The sequence below is a fragment of the Streptomyces chisholmiae genome (assembly GCF_031845445.1).
Classification (GTDB): domain Bacteria; phylum Actinomycetota; class Actinomycetes; order Streptomycetales; family Streptomycetaceae; genus Streptomyces; species Streptomyces chisholmiae.
Genome location: NZ_JAVREO010000008.1, coordinates 264,230 through 279,045 on the forward strand (window position 1 = coordinate 264,230; position 14,816 = coordinate 279,045).

22 protein-coding genes are annotated in these 14,816 nt (G+C 70.4%); all 22 read left to right on the forward strand.

Translation table 11 applies throughout. The features are described from left to right. The first annotated feature begins 212 nt into the window (after window positions 1-212). A complete protein-coding gene (locus RM844_RS15775; RefSeq protein ID WP_311667825.1) occupies window positions 213-644 on the forward strand; it encodes a DUF485 domain-containing protein in 432 nt (143 codons plus the stop codon). Beyond that, window positions 641-2,341, forward strand: a complete 1,701-nt coding sequence (locus RM844_RS15780) for a solute symporter family protein (RefSeq protein ID WP_311667826.1) — start codon at window positions 641-643, stop codon at window positions 2,339-2,341. Before RM844_RS15775 ends, RM844_RS15780 begins: the two co-directional genes overlap by 4 nt. A gap of 226 nt (window positions 2,342-2,567) precedes the next feature. Beyond that, complete coding sequence (locus tag RM844_RS15785) at window positions 2,568-3,620, forward strand: DUF5954 family protein (protein WP_311667827.1); 1,053 nt, start codon at window positions 2,568-2,570, stop codon at window positions 3,618-3,620. A 134-nt stretch (window positions 3,621-3,754) separates the two neighbouring features. Then, window positions 3,755-4,849: a sensor histidine kinase gene (locus RM844_RS15790; RefSeq protein WP_311667828.1), complete on the forward strand. Its 1,095-nt coding sequence runs from the start codon at window positions 3,755-3,757 to the stop codon at window positions 4,847-4,849. Beyond that, window positions 4,846-5,604 (forward strand): LytR/AlgR family response regulator transcription factor, encoded by a 759-nt coding sequence (locus RM844_RS15795; protein ID WP_311667829.1) that lies wholly within the window; start codon window positions 4,846-4,848, stop codon window positions 5,602-5,604. Before RM844_RS15790 ends, RM844_RS15795 begins: the two co-directional genes overlap by 4 nt. A 31-nt stretch (window positions 5,605-5,635) precedes the next feature. Further along, window positions 5,636-6,025, forward strand: a complete 390-nt coding sequence (locus tag RM844_RS15800; RefSeq protein ID WP_311667830.1) for a hypothetical protein — start codon at window positions 5,636-5,638, stop codon at window positions 6,023-6,025. Further along, on the forward strand, window positions 6,022-7,482 hold the full coding sequence (locus RM844_RS15805; protein WP_311667831.1) for a sodium/solute symporter: 1,461 nt from the start codon (window positions 6,022-6,024) through the stop codon (window positions 7,480-7,482). The genes RM844_RS15800 and RM844_RS15805 overlap by 4 nt, the downstream gene beginning before the upstream one ends. A gap of 388 nt (window positions 7,483-7,870) precedes the next feature. Continuing rightward, on the forward strand, window positions 7,871-8,179 hold the full coding sequence (rpsJ, locus tag RM844_RS15810; protein WP_016473429.1) for a 30S ribosomal protein S10: 309 nt from the start codon (window positions 7,871-7,873) through the stop codon (window positions 8,177-8,179). A gap of 17 nt (window positions 8,180-8,196) precedes the next feature. Continuing rightward, the gene (gene rplC, locus RM844_RS15815; protein ID WP_311667832.1) at window positions 8,197-8,841 is read left to right on the forward strand and encodes a 50S ribosomal protein L3; all 645 of its coding nucleotides are present in this window, start codon (window positions 8,197-8,199) and stop codon (window positions 8,839-8,841) included. An 8-nt stretch (window positions 8,842-8,849) separates the two neighbouring features. After that, window positions 8,850-9,527, forward strand: a complete 678-nt coding sequence (rplD, locus tag RM844_RS15820; RefSeq protein ID WP_311667833.1) for a 50S ribosomal protein L4 — start codon at window positions 8,850-8,852, stop codon at window positions 9,525-9,527. After that, window positions 9,527-9,859 carry a 50S ribosomal protein L23 gene (rplW, locus tag RM844_RS15825; protein WP_311667834.1) on the forward strand — a complete coding sequence of 111 codons (333 nt, stop codon included), beginning with the start codon at window positions 9,527-9,529 and terminating at the stop codon, window positions 9,857-9,859. Before rplD ends, rplW begins: the two co-directional genes overlap by 1 nt. A gap of 37 nt (window positions 9,860-9,896) precedes the next feature. Continuing rightward, window positions 9,897-10,733 carry a 50S ribosomal protein L2 gene (gene rplB, locus RM844_RS15830; protein WP_311667835.1) on the forward strand — a complete coding sequence of 279 codons (837 nt, stop codon included), beginning with the start codon at window positions 9,897-9,899 and terminating at the stop codon, window positions 10,731-10,733. Between the two features lie 11 nt (window positions 10,734-10,744). Next, on the forward strand, window positions 10,745-11,026 hold the full coding sequence (gene rpsS, locus RM844_RS15835; protein WP_311667836.1) for a 30S ribosomal protein S19: 282 nt from the start codon (window positions 10,745-10,747) through the stop codon (window positions 11,024-11,026). Between the two features lie 52 nt (window positions 11,027-11,078). Beyond that, window positions 11,079-11,426, forward strand: coding sequence for a 50S ribosomal protein L22 (gene rplV / locus RM844_RS15840; protein ID WP_311667898.1), 348 nt, complete (start codon window positions 11,079-11,081; stop codon window positions 11,424-11,426). After that, complete coding sequence (gene rpsC / locus RM844_RS15845) at window positions 11,426-12,286, forward strand: 30S ribosomal protein S3 (RefSeq protein WP_311667837.1); 861 nt, start codon at window positions 11,426-11,428, stop codon at window positions 12,284-12,286. Before rplV ends, rpsC begins: the two co-directional genes overlap by 1 nt. A 3-nt stretch (window positions 12,287-12,289) precedes the next feature. Next, window positions 12,290-12,709 carry a 50S ribosomal protein L16 gene (gene rplP, locus RM844_RS15850; protein ID WP_062207475.1) on the forward strand — a complete coding sequence of 140 codons (420 nt, stop codon included), beginning with the start codon at window positions 12,290-12,292 and terminating at the stop codon, window positions 12,707-12,709. Beyond that, window positions 12,709-12,960, forward strand: coding sequence for a 50S ribosomal protein L29 (gene rpmC / locus RM844_RS15855; protein ID WP_311667838.1), 252 nt, complete (start codon window positions 12,709-12,711; stop codon window positions 12,958-12,960). The genes rplP and rpmC overlap by 1 nt, the downstream gene beginning before the upstream one ends. Further along, window positions 12,960-13,244, forward strand: coding sequence for a 30S ribosomal protein S17 (gene rpsQ, locus RM844_RS15860; RefSeq protein WP_097230398.1), 285 nt, complete (start codon window positions 12,960-12,962; stop codon window positions 13,242-13,244). The genes rpmC and rpsQ overlap by 1 nt, the downstream gene beginning before the upstream one ends. 3 nt (window positions 13,245-13,247) lie before the next feature. Continuing rightward, complete coding sequence (rplN, locus tag RM844_RS15865; RefSeq protein WP_019433424.1) at window positions 13,248-13,616, forward strand: 50S ribosomal protein L14; 369 nt, start codon at window positions 13,248-13,250, stop codon at window positions 13,614-13,616. Between the two features lie 3 nt (window positions 13,617-13,619). Then, complete coding sequence (gene rplX / locus RM844_RS15870) at window positions 13,620-13,943, forward strand: 50S ribosomal protein L24 (RefSeq protein WP_311667839.1); 324 nt, start codon at window positions 13,620-13,622, stop codon at window positions 13,941-13,943. After that, window positions 13,943-14,506, forward strand: coding sequence for a 50S ribosomal protein L5 (rplE, locus tag RM844_RS15875; protein ID WP_311667840.1), 564 nt, complete (start codon window positions 13,943-13,945; stop codon window positions 14,504-14,506). Before rplX ends, rplE begins: the two co-directional genes overlap by 1 nt. A gap of 46 nt (window positions 14,507-14,552) precedes the next feature. Then, window positions 14,553-14,738 carry a type Z 30S ribosomal protein S14 gene (locus RM844_RS15880; protein ID WP_311667841.1) on the forward strand — a complete coding sequence of 62 codons (186 nt, stop codon included), beginning with the start codon at window positions 14,553-14,555 and terminating at the stop codon, window positions 14,736-14,738. Window positions 14,739-14,816: the final 78 nt, after the last annotated feature.

Here is a 14,816-nt window from a genome sequence, read left to right on the forward strand (position 1 = left end):
AGGGGCCCCGGGCCCACCGCTCAGCGCGGTGGGGCCGGGGCCCTTCGGCGTCCCCGCCCGGGGGTGGTCGGTCCGCCGCCCGCTCGGCGCGGATTTCGACCGTTCGTCGCGTCGCCGGCTCCATGGCCTGCCCGGGGCATGTGACGCTCCTTACATTCTGGGGGCAACCGCTAACGACCTTTCCCCGGGCCGCATTTCCTAAGGAGCCGTCGATGACGACACACTCCGCCCCCGATGCCAGCGAGCCGCCCCAGCCCGCCGAGCGGGGTGATCCGGCGACGGAGCCGCTGACCGTGGCCGAGCTGGAGGAACGCTCGGCCCTGATGCACGCCGATCCACGGTTCGTGGAGCTGCGCGGCCGGCTGCTGCGCTTCGTCGTGCCGGCCAGCATCGCCTTTCTCTCCTGGTACCTCCTCTACGTGCTGATGTCGGCCTTCGCCCGCGGGGTGATGTCCACCAAGGTGGTCGGCAGCGTCAACATCGCGCTGGTCTTCGGGCTGCTCCAGTTCGTCACCACCTTCGGCATCGCGATCCTCTACTCCCGTTACACCAACCGCCGTTACGACCCGCTCGCCGACGAGCTGCGGGACGAGCTGGAGGGCCAGCCGGTGGTGCCCGGCGCCCGGAAGGGGGACGAGGCGTGATCACGCTCGCGTCGGAGAACACGTCGGACCAGCGGCTGATCACGGTCATCCTGTTCGGTCTGCTGATCGCCGGAACCCTGGGCATCACCGTGTGGGCCAGCCGCCAGACCAAGTCGGCGACCGACTTCCACTCCGGTGGCCGGGGCTTCAGCGGCATCCAGAACGGCTTCGCGATCGGCGGCGACTACATGTCGGCCGCGTCCTTCCTGGGCATCGCCGGCATGATCGCGCTCTACGGATACGACGGCTTCCTCTACTCCATCGGCTTCCTGGTCGCCTGGCTGGTGGCCCTGCTGCTGGTCGCGGAACTCCTGCGGAACTCCGGCCGCTTCACCATGACCGACGTGGTCTCCTACCGGATGAAACAGCGGCCGGTGCGGACCGCCGGCTCGATCTCCACGTTGACCGTGTCGATCTTCTACCTGCTGGCGCAGATGGTGGGCGCCGGGGCGCTGGTGGCGCTGCTGCTCGGCATCGAGGAGGGCGAGACCTACCTCGGGATGAGCGCCGACACGGCCAAGATCGTCGGCATCGTGGCGGTCGGCCTGCTGATGATCGTCTACGTCTCGTTCGGCGGGATGACCGGCACCACCTGGGTGCAGATCGTCAAGGCCGTGATGCTGATGGGTGGCGCGCTGCTGGTCACCCTGCTGGTGCTCGCGATGTACGACTTCAACTTCGGCTCGCTGATGAACGACGCGGCCGAGGCCAGCGGAGCCGGCAGCGCGTTCCTCGAACCAGGACAGCGCTACGGCGTCGAAGTCGCGGGCGACGCCTGGCAGACCCTGGTCAACAAGCTGGACCTGATCAGCCTCGGCCTCGCCCTGGTGCTCGGCACCGCGGGCCTGCCGCACATCCTGATCCGCTTCTACACGGTGCCCGACTCCAAGACCGCCCGGAAGTCCGTCAACTGGGCGATCGGCCTGATCGGCACCTTCTACCTGCTGACCCTGGTGCTGGGCTTCGGCGCCGCGGCGCTGGTCGGCCACGAGGCGATCACCGCCCAGAACTCGGCTGGCAACACGGCCGCGCCGCAGCTGGCCGAGGAGGTGGGCGCGCACTTCGGCGGCGACTTCCTGGGCGCGGTGATGCTGGCGCTGATCGCCGCGGTGGCCTTCGCCACCATCCTCTCCACGGTGGCCGGTCTGACCATCGCCTCGTCCTCCTCGCTGGCGCACGACTTCTACAACAGCGTGCTGCGCGGTGGGAAGGCCAGCGAGAAGGAGGAGGTCAGGGTCGCCAGGTTCGCCGCGCTGGGGGTGGGTGCGATCTCCATCGTGCTGGCGGTGTTCGCCCAGGACCTGAACGTGGCCTTCCTGGTCGCGCTCGCCTTCGCCATCGCCGCCTCGGCCAACCTGCCGGTGATCCTGCTCAGCCTCTTCTGGAAGCGGTTCAACACCAGGGGAGCGGTCGCCGGCATCTACGGCGGTCTGATCAGTTCGGTGGGGCTGGTGTTCTTCTCGCCGGTGGTCTCCGGCAAGGTCGACGCCGAGGGCAACAACCTGGCACTCCTCCCCAAGAGCGTGGACTTCTCCTGGTTCCCGCTGGAGAACCCGGGGCTGGTCTCCATCCCGCTGGGGCTGCTCTGCGCGGTGGTCGGCACCCTGCTCTCCCGCGAGTCCGAGCCCGAGCGGTTCGCCAAGCTCCAGGTGCGCGCCCTCACCGGCGCGGGCGCGGAGCGCGCGACCAAGCACTAGCACCCGCCGGTGCCGGCCGGGGGCCCGCCGCCCCCGGCCCCCCGGGTCAGGGCCGCGCTTCCCCCGCCGGACCCGGGGGGCCACCGCGCTCGCGTGCCCGTCGTATCCCCGCCCGACCTGGGCGGGGATACGACGAAAGCGTGAACGTGGGGCAAGTTAGCCCCCCGAAGGTGGGGGCTTTGCGGAATACACAGACGAGCGGCAGCGGGCGGGTGACACTGGGCTCATGGAGGATCACCGCCGGAACGCGCAACGCCACCTCACCTTCCGGGTGACCAGGCGGGACGATCCCGTCTCCGGGGTGACGGAGGCCGACACCATCCGGGCGGCCGAGCGGTATCCCCACGTGGTCATCCGGGGGCCGGTCTTCGGCTTCGCCGAACAGCGGCCGGAGGACGGCCCCGCCTGGCGGCTGCTGGACGACGTCACCGAGGGATTCCCCCAGCAGGCCAGGGACGCGCTCAACTCCCACCTCTGGCTGCGGGCCCGGGACGAGACCACGCCCGGCGACCGGCTCCGCGGCCAACTGCTGGCCGCCGTCAGCCGCTTGGAGTCCGAGCCGGTCAACGAGGTGGCCGTCGGCGCCACCCGCTATCGGGTCGTGCGCGGCGACGAGTTCGCCCGGGTCGGCCCGCGGGGGATCGAGGGCCCGCGCCCGACCGACCCGGACGAGCCACTGCCGGGACCGCACTGGCACCAGCGGCGGTCCAGCCGCAGCCGCACCAGGGGCCTGCTGCTCGACCACGGCAGCCCCACCGGGATCATGGAGTCCATCCAGCGGATGGAGCTGCTGGCGCTGCGCTACGAGGCGGCCCGCATCCCCGCCGAGGTCCGCGCCGACTCGGCCCGCGCCGTGCTGACCCACCCCGGGGTCGTGTTGCTCCCGGCCGCCTTCACCTTCGCCGAGCGCCGGCGCAGCTCCTGGGAACCGATGGCCGGCCTCCAGACCAGCCCGCACGAGGCCCGGGTCACCCTGCACGACTACCTCGCCGAGTTCCTGCCCAAGCTGGAGCACGAGGTGTCGGCCGCCGACGCCGACGCCTACGCCCGGGCCGCCGAGGCGTTCCGCGCCGGCCGGCGGCGCGACGAGGTGACCGTGCTCGGCCGCCGCTTCCGGATCATCCGGGTCGAGCGGCTGATCCGCTTCGGACCCGACGGGCCGGAACCGCCCCGTCCCACCGACCTCGACCCGTACGAACCATGCCAGATCCACCCGCCGTTGGCGGAGTACGAGCGGACCCGGGTGCCACCGCACGCCGAGCCGCCGGCCCCGGACTGAGCCCCGGACCGAGCCCCGGACCGAGCCCCGGACCGAGCCCCGCGCCCGGCCCGGCCGCCCGCGCCACCGGCCGGGCTGGCACAACCTCGTGCGACGCCCTACACCCGCGCCGCGCGCTGGGCTAGGTTCGGGCCATGCTGGATGGCAGACGTCGGCGTCGGGCCGAGCAGGGCGAGCAGGCGCGCGCCACCGCGCGCCTGCTGACCGCCGTCCGGGAGCTGGACGACGACCTGCGCGACGGCCTCACCGGCCGCGGCGCCGGCCAGGCGGCCCGCCGGCTGCGGCGGCTGCTCGGCGCCGAGACCGTGCTGCTCGCCGACCTCAAGGGGCCCGTGGCGGTGGCGGGTCCCGCGCCCGCCGAGGCCGAGCCAACGGCCGCGCTGACCCAGGCCTACGAACACGGCAGCCCCGTCCACCGCCCGCCCTGGTCGGCCGTCCCGCTGCTGGTGGCCGGCGAGCTGACCGGTGGGCTGCTGGTCAGCGGCGGCACCGAGCCCGAGGTCACCGCGGTGGCCGCGCTGGTCGCCAGGTCGCTGGACCACGCGGCGCTGCGCCGGGCCAGGGAACGCATCGCCCAGGCCGAACTGCGCACCCTGCGCGCCCAGATCTCGCCGCACTTCCTGCACAACGCGCTCGCCGTGATCGGCGCCCGGGTCCGCACCGACCCGGACCGGGCCCGCGAACTCCTCAGCGACTTCGCCGACTACCTGCGGTACAGCTTCTCCACCCAGGGCGACTACGCCACCGTCGCCGCCGAGCTCCAGGCCGTCCAGACCTACCTGGAGCTGCAACGCGCCCGGTTCGACGACCGGATGGAGCTGACCGTGCGGATGGCCCCGGAGATCCTGCCGGTCGCCATCCCCTTCCTGGTCATCCAGCCGATCGTGGAGAACGCCGTGCGGCACGGCCTGGAGCCCAAGCCCGGGCCGGGCGCCATCCAGGTCTCGGGCTTCGGCGAGGGCCCGCTGTGCGTGATCGAGGTCGAGGACGACGGGGTGGGGATGGCGCCCGAGTTCGCCCAGGCGGTGCTCGCCGGGGACCGGCCGGCCGCCGCCGGCGACCCGCCGCTCGGCGAGCCGCGCCGCCGGGTCGGCCTGGCCAACGTGGACCAGCGGCTGCGCACGGTCTACGGGCCGGAGTACGGGCTGGTGATCGAGACAGCGCCGGAGCGCGGCACCAAGGTCGTGATCCGGGTCCCCCGATTCAGACGAGGAGTGGTCGCACGTTGACCGCCGACACCCCGCTGCGCGCCCTGGTGGTGGAGGACGAGACCGCCACCCGCCACGAGCTGGCCGCCATGCTGACCGCCCTCCCGGAGATCGGGCAGGTCAGCGAGGCGGACGGCGGGGAGAGCGCAGTCCGGCAGCTGGGCGAGGCCGCCTTCGACGCCGTCTTCCTGGACATCTCGATGCCCGGGCTGGACGGGATGGCGGTGGCCCGGGTGGTCGGCCGGCTCTCCGCGCCGCCGGCGATCGTCTTCGTCACCGCCTTCGAGCGGCACGCCCTGGACGCCTTCGGCATCGGCGCGATCGACTACCTCCTCAAGCCGGTCCGCCCGGAGCGGCTGGCCGAGGCGGTCGCCCGGGCCGGCGCGCTGCGCCGGCCGCCGCCGACCGGCCAGCGGGCCGCGCCCGGCGACGAACTGGCGGTGGTCCAGGTCGAGAACGGCCGGCACACCAGCTTCGTGCACCGGGACGACATCCAGTACGCCGAGGCGCACGGGGACTACGTGCGGCTGCACACCGGCGAGGGCAGCCACCTGATCCGGATGTCGCTCAGCCACCTCGAGGAGGTCTGGGCGCCGGCCGGCTTCGTCCGGGCCCACCGGGGCTACCTGGTGGCCATCGGCTGGGTCCGCGACCTGTGGGTGAGCAGCTCGTCCGGGCTGCTGGCGCGCACCCCGGCGGGCGACGTCCCGGTCAGCCGCCGGCACGCCAGGACGCTCAAGGAACGGCTGCTGGCCGCGGTGCGGGACGAGGAGTGAGCGGGCCGCCGCCGATCCGGGCGGGCCGCGGATGAGCGGGCCGCGGCGGGTCCGGATCACCAGCCCGCAGACCAGGATCGCGCTGGCCCGCCGGCACCGGCCGGCCCAGCACCTGCTGCCGCCCACCATCCCCGGGCCGGACGACCGGGACTCGACCGAGACGGTCCGGGCGCTCTTCGCCCGGCAGCGGCGGCAGGCGCTGCGCACCCTGGCCCTGCTGGGCACGGTGCTCTTCGGGCTGAGCGGGCTGCTGGCCGCGGCGCCGGCGCTGAGCCGGGTCACGCTGCTCGGGGTGCCGGTGTCCTGGCTGCTGCTGATGGGCGGCAGCTACCCGCTGCTGCTGCTGATCGCGGTCCGGCACGTCCGCCGGGCCGAGCGGCTGGAGCGGGAGAGCGCGCCGGGCACGGGGCGGGTGCCGTGATCGGGCTGCTGGCCATCGGGCTGCTCTTCGCGGTGAGCGTGGCGATCGGCGTCTACGGGGTGCGGGCCGCGCGCACCACACCGGACTTCCTGGTGGCCTCCCAGCGGGTCGCGCCCGGCTGGAACGCGATGGCCATCGCCGGCGAGTACGTCTCGGCCGCCTCGGTGCTGGGACTGGCCGGGCTGATGCTGAAGAACGGGGTCGGCACCCTCTGGTACGCGGTCGGATTCACAGCCGGCTACGTGGCGGTGGCCGCGCTGGTCGCCGGGCCGATGCGGCGGTCCGGCGCCTACACGGTGCCGGACTTCGCCGACTACCGGCTCGGCTCGGAGCGGATCAGGAAGCTGTGCGCGGTGATCGTCCTGGTGATCATGTGGCTCTACCTGGTGCCGCAGTTCAAGGGCGCCGGCATGGTGCTGCACGCGGTCAGCGGCACCCCCTACTGGGTGGGGGTGGTGCTGGCGGGGCTCGTGGTGAGCGTCTCCATCGCGGCCGGCGGGATGCGCTCGGCGACCTATGTGCAGGCCTTCCACTACGGGGTGAAGCTGCTGTTCATCGCGGTACCGGCGCTCTTCCTGGTGGCGCACGCGGGGGCCGGGGCGCGGGCCGAGGCGCTGCGCTTCGACATCGCGGACGACTGGAGCCGCCCGCTGCTCGACCTGGAGGGTTCGGGGGCGCCGCTGCTGGCCACCTGGTCGGTGCTGCTGGCGACGACGCTGGGCGCGGTCGGGCTGCCGCACGTGATCATGCGGTTCCACACCAGCCCGACGGCGACCACCGCGCGCCGGGTCGCGGTCGGGGTGATCGTGCTGCTCGGCCTCTTCTACCTCTTCCCCGCGGTCTACGGGCTGCTGGGCCGGGTCTTCACCCCGGAGCTGGTGGGCGGCGGGGACACCGACATGGTGACGGTCGTCCTGCCGGGGGAGATCGTGCCGGGCACCTGGGGGGCGGTGCTGACCGCGCTGGTGGCGGCCGGCGCCTTCGCCGCGTTCCTGTCCACCTCGTCCGGCCTGCTGCTGGCGCTGGCCGGGGGGCTCTCCCACGACCTGTCCCGGGCCACCGTGCCGCGGCTGCGCTGGGCGGTGGTGGCGGGCGCCGCGGTGGCGGTGGGGCTGTCGCTGCCGGCCCGTAGTGTGGACATCAACGTGGCGGTGGGCTGGGCCTTCGCCGTGGCGGCCTCGACGTTCTGCCCGCTGCTGGTGCTGGGCATCTGGTGGCGCGGGCTGACCACGGCCGGGGCGGCCGCCGGGCTGGCGACGGGGGTGAGCGCGGCCACCGGGGCGGCGCTGGCCTCGGTGCTGACCGACGGCGGGCCCGGCTGGCTGGTGGTGCTGCTCGCGCAGCCGGCGGCCTGGACGGTGCCGTTGGCGTTCGCGGTGATGATCGGGGTCTCGCGGTGCGGCGCGGTGCCGGAGTGGGCGGAGCGCGCGGTGCTCCGGCTGCATCTCCCGGGCTGATCAGGGCCCCTGGTGCCGCGGGTAGGGGGATACCGCCCGATTGGCGGCGGCGCGGTCTGCTATGGCACACTGTCCAGGTTGCTCGGTTGACAGCCGATGCTGCGCGCCTCCCGCCGGGAGGACCGGAAGCGAGTCTCACTGTATTCGTCATCCCATAAATGCCCTGGTCAACGGGGTAGGGATGGAAATACCGGGATCTTCCGGGAAGCGTGGGCGGGGCTGTGGCCAGGCACCCGGTGGAAGTTCTCCCCACTCTCCTCCCAGAGGAAACCCCTGCGGTGAAATCCGGGAAGGAGCGCGACACACCCGACCGCGTGGGTCGGAAGTCGCTCGGCAGAGTGAGCCGGGTTCCAGAGCGTTGACGAATAGACAGGACTACGAAGTAGCCATGGCGGGACAGAAGATCCGCATCCGGCTCAAGGCCTACGACCACGAGGTCATCGACAACTCGGCGAAGAAGATCGTCGAGACGGTGACCCGTACGGGAGCGTCGGTCGCTGGCCCGGTGCCGCTGCCCACTGAGAAGAACGTGTACTGCGTCATCAAGTCGCCGCACAAGTACAAGGACTCGCGCGAGCACTTCGAGATGCGCACCCACAAGCGGCTGATCGACATCCTCGACCCGACCCCCAAGACCGTTGACTCGCTGATGCGCCTGGACCTTCCGGCCGGCGTCGACATCGAGATCAAGCTCTGAGAGGCCCGGGTAGCGAGATGACCAAGCAGATCAAGGGCGTCCTGGGCGAGAAGCTCGGCATGACCCAGGTCTGGGACGAGAACAACCGTGTCGTCCCGGTGACCGTGGTCAAGGCCGGGCCCTGTGTTGTCACCCAGGTCCGTACCAACGACAGGGACGGCTACGAGGCCGTCCAGATCGCGTTCGGCGAGATCGACCCGCGCAAGGTGAACCGCCCCCTCAAGGGCCACTTCGCCAAGGCCGATGTCACTCCGCGCCGCCACCTGGTCGAGCTGCGGACCGCCGACGCCAGCGAGTACACGCTCGGCCAGGAGGTCACCGCCGAGACGTTCGAGTCCGGCGTGCGGGTCGACGTGACCGGCACGACCAAGGGCAAGGGCACCGCCGGTGTGATGAAGCGTCACGGCTTCGCCGGTCTCGGTGCCTCGCACGGCACCCAGCGCAAGCACCGCTCGCCCGGTTCCATCGGCGGCTGCGCCACCCCGGGTCGGGTCTTCAAGGGCCTGCGGATGGCCGGTCGGATGGGCAACGAGCGCGTCACCACCCAGAACCTGACCGTCCACGCCGTGGACGCGGAGAAGGGCCTGCTCCTCATCAAGGGCGCGGTGCCCGGTCCCAACGGCGGCCTCGTCCTGGTCCGTTCCGCGGCCAAGGGGGCCTGAGGTTAATCATGAGTACCCCAAAGAGCATCGTCATCCTCTCGCCCGCGGGCGAGGAGGCCGGCACCGTCGAGCTTCCGGCGGAGATCTTCGACGCCCGGGTCAGCGTGCCGCTGATCCACCAGGTCGTCGTGGCCCAGCTGGCCGCCGCCCGGCAGGGCACGCACAAGACCAAGACCCGTGGCGAGGTCCGCGGCGGTGGCAAGAAGCCGTACCGCCAGAAGGGCACCGGCCGCGCCCGTCAGGGCTCGACCCGCGCGCCGCAGTTCGCCGGCGGTGGCGTCGTCCACGGCCCGGTCCCGCGTGACTACAGCCAGCGCACCCCGAAGAAGATGAAGGCCGCCGCCCTGCGTGGCGCCCTCACCGACCGGGCGCGCCACGACCGCGTGCACGTGGTCACCGGCGTGGTCGACGGCGAGGTCTCCACCAAGGCCGCGAAGAGCCTGCTGGGCAAGGTCAGCGACCGCAAGAAGGTCCTGCTGGTCGCCGAGCGCTCGGACGAGACCTCGTGGCTCTCCGCCCGCAACCTGCCGCAGGTGCACATCATCGACCCGGGCCAGCTGAACACCTACGACGTCGTCGACTCCGACGACGTGGTGTTCACCAAGGCCGCGTTCGACCGCTTCGTGGCTGGCCGGGCCGCCGGCGCCGTGGCGCTCGACAAGAAGCCCGAAGGGAGCGACGCCTGATGAGCGACGCAACCGTCGCCGAGTTCTCCAGCAAGGAGTTCTCCACTCCGCACGACATCCTGATCAAGCCGGTCGTGTCGGAGAAGAGCTACGCGCTGCTCGACGAGAACAAGTACACCTTCATCGTCGACCCCCGGGCGAACAAGACCCAGATCAAGCAGGCCGTCCAGGCGGTCTTCTCGGTCAAGGTGCTCGGCGTCAACACCATCAACCGGCAGGGCAAGCGCAAGCGCACCCGCACCGGTTACGGCCGGCGCGCCAGCACCAAGCGCGCGATCGTGACCCTTGCTGAGGGCGACAGCATCGACATCTTCGGCGGCCCGGTCTCCTAAGGGACCTGGTCGTCCGAAACCGGACGAGGACTAAGAAATGGGAATCCGCAAGTACAAGCCGACGACTCCGGGCCGTCGTGGCGCCAGCGTCGCCGACTTCGTCGAGATCACGCGGTCCACGCCGGAGAAGTCGCTGGTCCGCCCGCTGCACAGCAAGGGTGGACGGGACAACGCCGGTCGCGTGGCGGTCCGTCACCAGGGTGGTGGACACAAGCGCGCCTACCGCGTCATCGACTTCAGGCGGCACGACAAGGACGGTGTGCCGGCCAAGGTCGCGCACATCGAGTACGACCCGAACCGCACCGCGCGCATCGCGCTGCTGCACTACGCGGACGGTGAGAAGCGCTACATCCTGGCGCCCGCTCACCTGAAGCAGGGTGACCGGGTGGAGAACGGCGCCGGCGCCGACATCAAGCCCGGCAACAACCTGCCGCTGCGCAACATCCCGGTGGGTACCGTCATCCACGCCATCGAGCTCCAGCCGGGCGGCGGCGCCAAGTTCGCCCGCTCCGCCGGTGCCTCCGTGCAGCTGCTGGCGAAGGAGGGCCGGATGGCCCACCTCCGCATGCCCTCCGGCGAGATCCGCCTGGTGGACGTCCGCTCGCGGGCGACCGTCGGCGAGGTCGGCAACGCCGAGCAGTCGAACATCAACTGGGGCAAGGCCGGCCGGATGCGCTGGAAGGGCGTTCGGCCCAGCGTGCGTGGCGTCGTGATGAACCCCGTCGACCACCCCCACGGTGGTGGCGAGGGCCGGACCTCGGGTGGTCGCCACCCGGTCTCGCCCTGGGGCAAGAAAGAGGGCCGTACTCGCTCGCCCAAGAAGGCCAGCAACAAGTACATCGTCCGCCGCCGCAAGACGAACAAGAAGCGCTGAGGAGCAGGTCGATGCCGCGCAGTCTGAAGAAGGGACCCTTCGTCGACGACCACCTGATCAAGAAGGTGGACGTTCAGAACGAAGCCGGTACCAAAAACGTCATCAAGACCTGGTCCCGCCGCTCGATGATCATCCCGGCGATGCTGGGGCACACGATCGCCGTGCACGACGGCCGCAAGCACGTCCCGGTGTTCATCAGCGAGTCGATGGTCGGGCACAAGCTCGGCGAGTTCGCTCCGACGCGCACCTTCCGTGGCCACGTGAAGGACGACCGCAAGTCGCGGCGGCGCTGAGCGGGGTTTGTAGATCATGACGAACTCCCCGACCAAGACCGAAGGGACGACCATGGAAGCCAGGGCCCAGGCGCGGTACATCCGTGTCACGCCCATGAAGGCCCGCCGTGTGGTGGACCTTATCCGTGGCCTGGACGCCACGGAGGCTCAGGCGGTCCTGCGGTTCGCCCCGCAGGCCGCGACCGTGCCGGTGGGCAAGGTGCTCGACAGCGCCATCGCCAACGCCGTGCACAACCACAACCACCCGGACGCCGACACGTTGTACGTCAAAGAGGCGTACGTGGACGAGGGCCCGACGCTGAAGCGTTTCCGGCCGCGTGCGCAGGGTCGCGCGTACCGGATTCGCAAGCGGACCAGCCACATCACCGTGGTCCTCGGCAGCAAGGAAGGAACCCGGTAATGGGCCAGAAGGTAAACCCGCACGGGTTCCGGCTCGGCGTCACGACCGACTTCAAGTCGCGCTGGTACGCCGACAAGCTCTACAAGGACTACGTCAAGGAAGACGTCGCGATCCGTCGCATGCTCACGCAGGGCATGGAGCGGGCCGGCATCTCCAAGGTGGAGATCGAGCGCACCCGGGACCGGGTCCGCGTCGATGTGCACACCGCTCGTCCCGGCATCGTGATCGGCCGCCGGGGTGCCGAGGCCGACCGTCTCCGGGGCAACCTGGAGAAGCTGACCGGCAAGCAGATCCAGTTCAACATCCTTGAGGTGAAGAACCCGGAGCTGGACGCCCAGCTGGTCGCCCAGGCCGTCGCCGAGCAGCTCTCCTCCCGGGTCTCCTTCCGGCGGGCGATGCGCAAGTCGATGCAGAGCACCATGAAGGCCGGTGCCAAGGGCATCAAGATCCAGTGTGGTGGCCGGCTCGGCGGGGCTGAGATGTCCCGTTCCGAGTTCTACCGCGAGGGTCGGGTCCCGCTGCACACGCTGCGCGCCAACGTGGACTACGGCTTCTTCGAGGCCAGGACCACCTTCGGCCGCATCGGCGTCAAGGTGTGGATCTACAAGGGCGATGTGAAGAACATCGCCGAGGTGCGCGCCGAGAACGCCGCCGCCCGGGCGGGCAACCGCCCCGCGCGTGGTGGCGCCGGTGACCGTCCGGCCCGTGGCCGTGGCGAGCGCGGGGGCCGTGGCCGCAGGCCGCAGCAGCAGAGCGCTCCTTCGGCCGAGGCCAAGTCCGAAGCAGCTGCGGCCGCTCCGGCCGCCGAGGGCGCCAGCGGCTCCAACCAGTCCACCGGCTCTGCCGGAGGGGAGAGCTGAGCCATGCTGATCCCTCGCAAGGTCAAGTACCGTAAGCAGCACCACCCCAAGCGCAGCGGCGCCGCCAAGGGCGGTACCGAGGTCTCCTTCGGTGAGTACGGCATCCAGGCTGTGACCGGTGCCTACGTCACCAACCGGCAGATCGAGGCCGCGCGTATCTCGATGACCCGGCACATCAAGCGTGGCGGCAAGGTGTGGATCAACATCTACCCCGACCGCCCGCTGACCAAGAAGCCGGCCGAGACCCGCATGGGTTCCGGTAAGGGTTCGCCCGAGTGGTGGGTGGCCAACGTCAAGCCCGGACGCGTGATGTTCGAGCTGTCGTTCCCGAACGAGAAGATTGCCCGTGAGGCGCTGACCCGCGCCGCGCACAAGCTTCCGATGAAGTGCCGGATCGTCCGGCGCGAGGCAGGTGAGGCGTGATGGCAGCCGGTACCAAGGTCTCCGAGCTGCGTGAGCTGAACAACCAGGAGCTGGTTGAGAAGCTGCGTGAGTCGAAGGAGGAGCTGTTCAGGCTCCGCTTTCAGGCGGCCACCGGACAGCTGGAGAACAACAGCCGGCTGAAGGCCGTCCGCAAGGACATCGCCCGGGTCTACACCCTGATGCGCGAGCGCGAGCTGGGCATCGAGTCGGTTGAGCCGGCCGAGGCCACCGAGGCGGTGGAGAAGGCCTGATGAGTGAGAAGACTGTGACTGAGACGACGACCGAGCGCGGCCGGCGGAAGACCCGTGAGGGCCTGGTGGTCAGCGACAAGATGGACAAGACCGTCGTCGTCGCTGTCGAGGACCGGGTCAAGCACGCCCTGTACGGCAAGATCATCCGCCGTACCAGCCGCCTCAAGGCGCACGACGAGCAGAATGCCGCGGGCGTTGGCGACCGCGTTCTTCTGATGGAGACCCGTCCGCTGTCCGCGACCAAGCGCTGGCGCGTCGTGGAGATTCTGGAGAAGGCGAAGTAACCAATGATCCAGCAGGAGTCGCGACTGCGCGTCGCCGACAACACGGGTGCGAAGGAGATTCTCTGCATCCGCGTGCTCGGCGGATCTGGGCGCCGCTACGCGGGCATCGGTGACGTCATCGTCGCCACCGTCAAGGACGCGATCCCCGGCGGCAACGTCAAGAAGGGTGACGTCGTCAAGGCGGTCATCGTGCGTGCCGTCAAGGAGCGCCGTCGCCCGGACGGTTCGTACATCCGTTTCGACGAGAACGCGGCCGTCATTCTGAAGAACGACGGCGACCCGCGGGGCACCCGCATCTTCGGCCCGGTCGGGCGCGAGCTGCGCGAGAAGAAGTTCATGAAGATCATCTCCCTCGCGCCGGAGGTGCTGTAACCGATGAAGATCAAGAAGGGCGACCTGGTTCAGGTCATCACCGGTAAGGACAAGGGCAAGCAGGGCAAGGTCATCGTGGCCTTCCCCCGCGAGGACCGGGTCCTGGTCGAGGGTGTCAACCGGGTCAAGAAGCACACCAAGGCCGGCACCACCGCGCGTGGTTCCAAGACCGGTGGCATCATCACCACCGAAGCCCCCGTGCACGTCAGCAACGTTCAGTTGCTGGTGGAGCAGGATGGCAAGAAGGTCACCACCCGGGTCGGCTACCGCTTCGACGAGGACGGCAACAAGATCCGCGTCGCCCGCCGGACCGGTGAGGACATCTGATGACCACTGCCACCAGCACCGCGCCGCGTCTGAAGACGCGGTACCGCGAAGAGATCTCCGGCAAGCTGCTTGAAGAGTTCGCCTACGGCAACGTCATGCAGGTGCCGGGCCTGACCAAGATCGTGGTCAACATGGGTGTGGGCGACGCCGCCCGCGACTCCAAGCTGATCGAGGGCGCCGTGCGCGACCTCGCCACGATCACCGGCCAGAAGCCGACCGTGACCAAGGCCCGGAAGTCCATCGCGCAGTTCAAGCTGCGCGAGGGGCAGCCGATCGGCGCCCATGTCACCCTCCGGGGCGACCGGATGTGGGAGTTCCTGGACCGCCTGCTGTCGCTGGCGCTCCCCCGTATCCGTGACTTCCGCGGTCTGTCGCCCAAGCAGTTCGACGGGCGGGGGAACTACACCTTCGGTCTGACCGAGCAGGTCATGTTCCACGAGATCGACCCGGACCGCATCGACCGGGTTCGCGGCATGGACATCACCGTGGTCACTACGGCCGTCAACGATGACGAGGGTCGCAGCCTGCTGCGTCACCTCGGATTCCCGTTCAAGGAAGCCTGAGGCGTCGCACGATGATGGCTGAGTATCTGAACAAGGAGGCGTGAGCGTGGCGAAGAAGGCTCTGGTCGCCAAGGCCGCCCGCAAGCCCAAGTTCTCGGTCCGTGGGTACACCCGCTGCCAGCGCTGCGGCCGGCCGCACTCCGTGTACCGCAAGTTCGGCCTGTGCCGCGTGTGCCTGCGTGAGATGGCGCACCGCGGCGAACTGCCGGGCGTCACCAAGAGTTCCTGGTAAGACGACTACGCCGTAGGTCCGGCGGGCTCCCCAGTTTTCTGGGGAGCCTGCGGAAACCCCGGTGAGAGAGGCCCAAGG

Bases quoted from the DNA above. Each gene is read 5' to 3' on its own strand.
- rpsC (WP_311667837.1), top strand. From the start codon at position 11,426: ATGGGCCAGAAGGTAAACCCGCACGGGTTCCGGCTCGGCGTCACGACC.
- rpsS (WP_311667836.1), top strand. From the start codon at position 10,745: ATGCCGCGCAGTCTGAAGAAGGGACCCTTCGTCGACGACCACCTGATC.
- rpmC (WP_311667838.1), top strand. From the start codon at position 12,709: ATGGCAGCCGGTACCAAGGTCTCCGAGCTGCGTGAGCTGAACAACCAG.
- rpsQ (WP_097230398.1), top strand. From the start codon at position 12,960: ATGAGTGAGAAGACTGTGACTGAGACGACGACCGAGCGCGGCCGGCGG.
- rplV (WP_311667898.1), top strand. From the start codon at position 11,079: ATGGAAGCCAGGGCCCAGGCGCGGTACATCCGTGTCACGCCCATGAAG.
- rpsJ (WP_016473429.1), top strand. From the start codon at position 7,871: ATGGCGGGACAGAAGATCCGCATCCGGCTCAAGGCCTACGACCACGAG.
- rplB (WP_311667835.1), top strand. From the start codon at position 9,897: ATGGGAATCCGCAAGTACAAGCCGACGACTCCGGGCCGTCGTGGCGCC.
- RM844_RS15775 (WP_311667825.1), top strand. From the start codon at position 213: ATGACGACACACTCCGCCCCCGATGCCAGCGAGCCGCCCCAGCCCGCC.
- rplW (WP_311667834.1), top strand. From the start codon at position 9,527: ATGAGCGACGCAACCGTCGCCGAGTTCTCCAGCAAGGAGTTCTCCACT.
- rplN (WP_019433424.1), top strand. From the start codon at position 13,248: ATGATCCAGCAGGAGTCGCGACTGCGCGTCGCCGACAACACGGGTGCG.
- RM844_RS15790 (WP_311667828.1), top strand. From the start codon at position 3,755: ATGCTGGATGGCAGACGTCGGCGTCGGGCCGAGCAGGGCGAGCAGGCG.
- rplD (WP_311667833.1), top strand. From the start codon at position 8,850: ATGAGTACCCCAAAGAGCATCGTCATCCTCTCGCCCGCGGGCGAGGAG.
- rplX (WP_311667839.1), top strand. From the start codon at position 13,620: ATGAAGATCAAGAAGGGCGACCTGGTTCAGGTCATCACCGGTAAGGAC.
- rplE (WP_311667840.1), top strand. From the start codon at position 13,943: ATGACCACTGCCACCAGCACCGCGCCGCGTCTGAAGACGCGGTACCGC.
- rplC (WP_311667832.1), top strand. From the start codon at position 8,197: ATGACCAAGCAGATCAAGGGCGTCCTGGGCGAGAAGCTCGGCATGACC.
- RM844_RS15785 (WP_311667827.1), top strand. From the start codon at position 2,568: ATGGAGGATCACCGCCGGAACGCGCAACGCCACCTCACCTTCCGGGTG.
- rplP (WP_062207475.1), top strand. From the start codon at position 12,290: ATGCTGATCCCTCGCAAGGTCAAGTACCGTAAGCAGCACCACCCCAAG.
- RM844_RS15800 (WP_311667830.1), top strand. From the start codon at position 5,636: ATGAGCGGGCCGCGGCGGGTCCGGATCACCAGCCCGCAGACCAGGATC.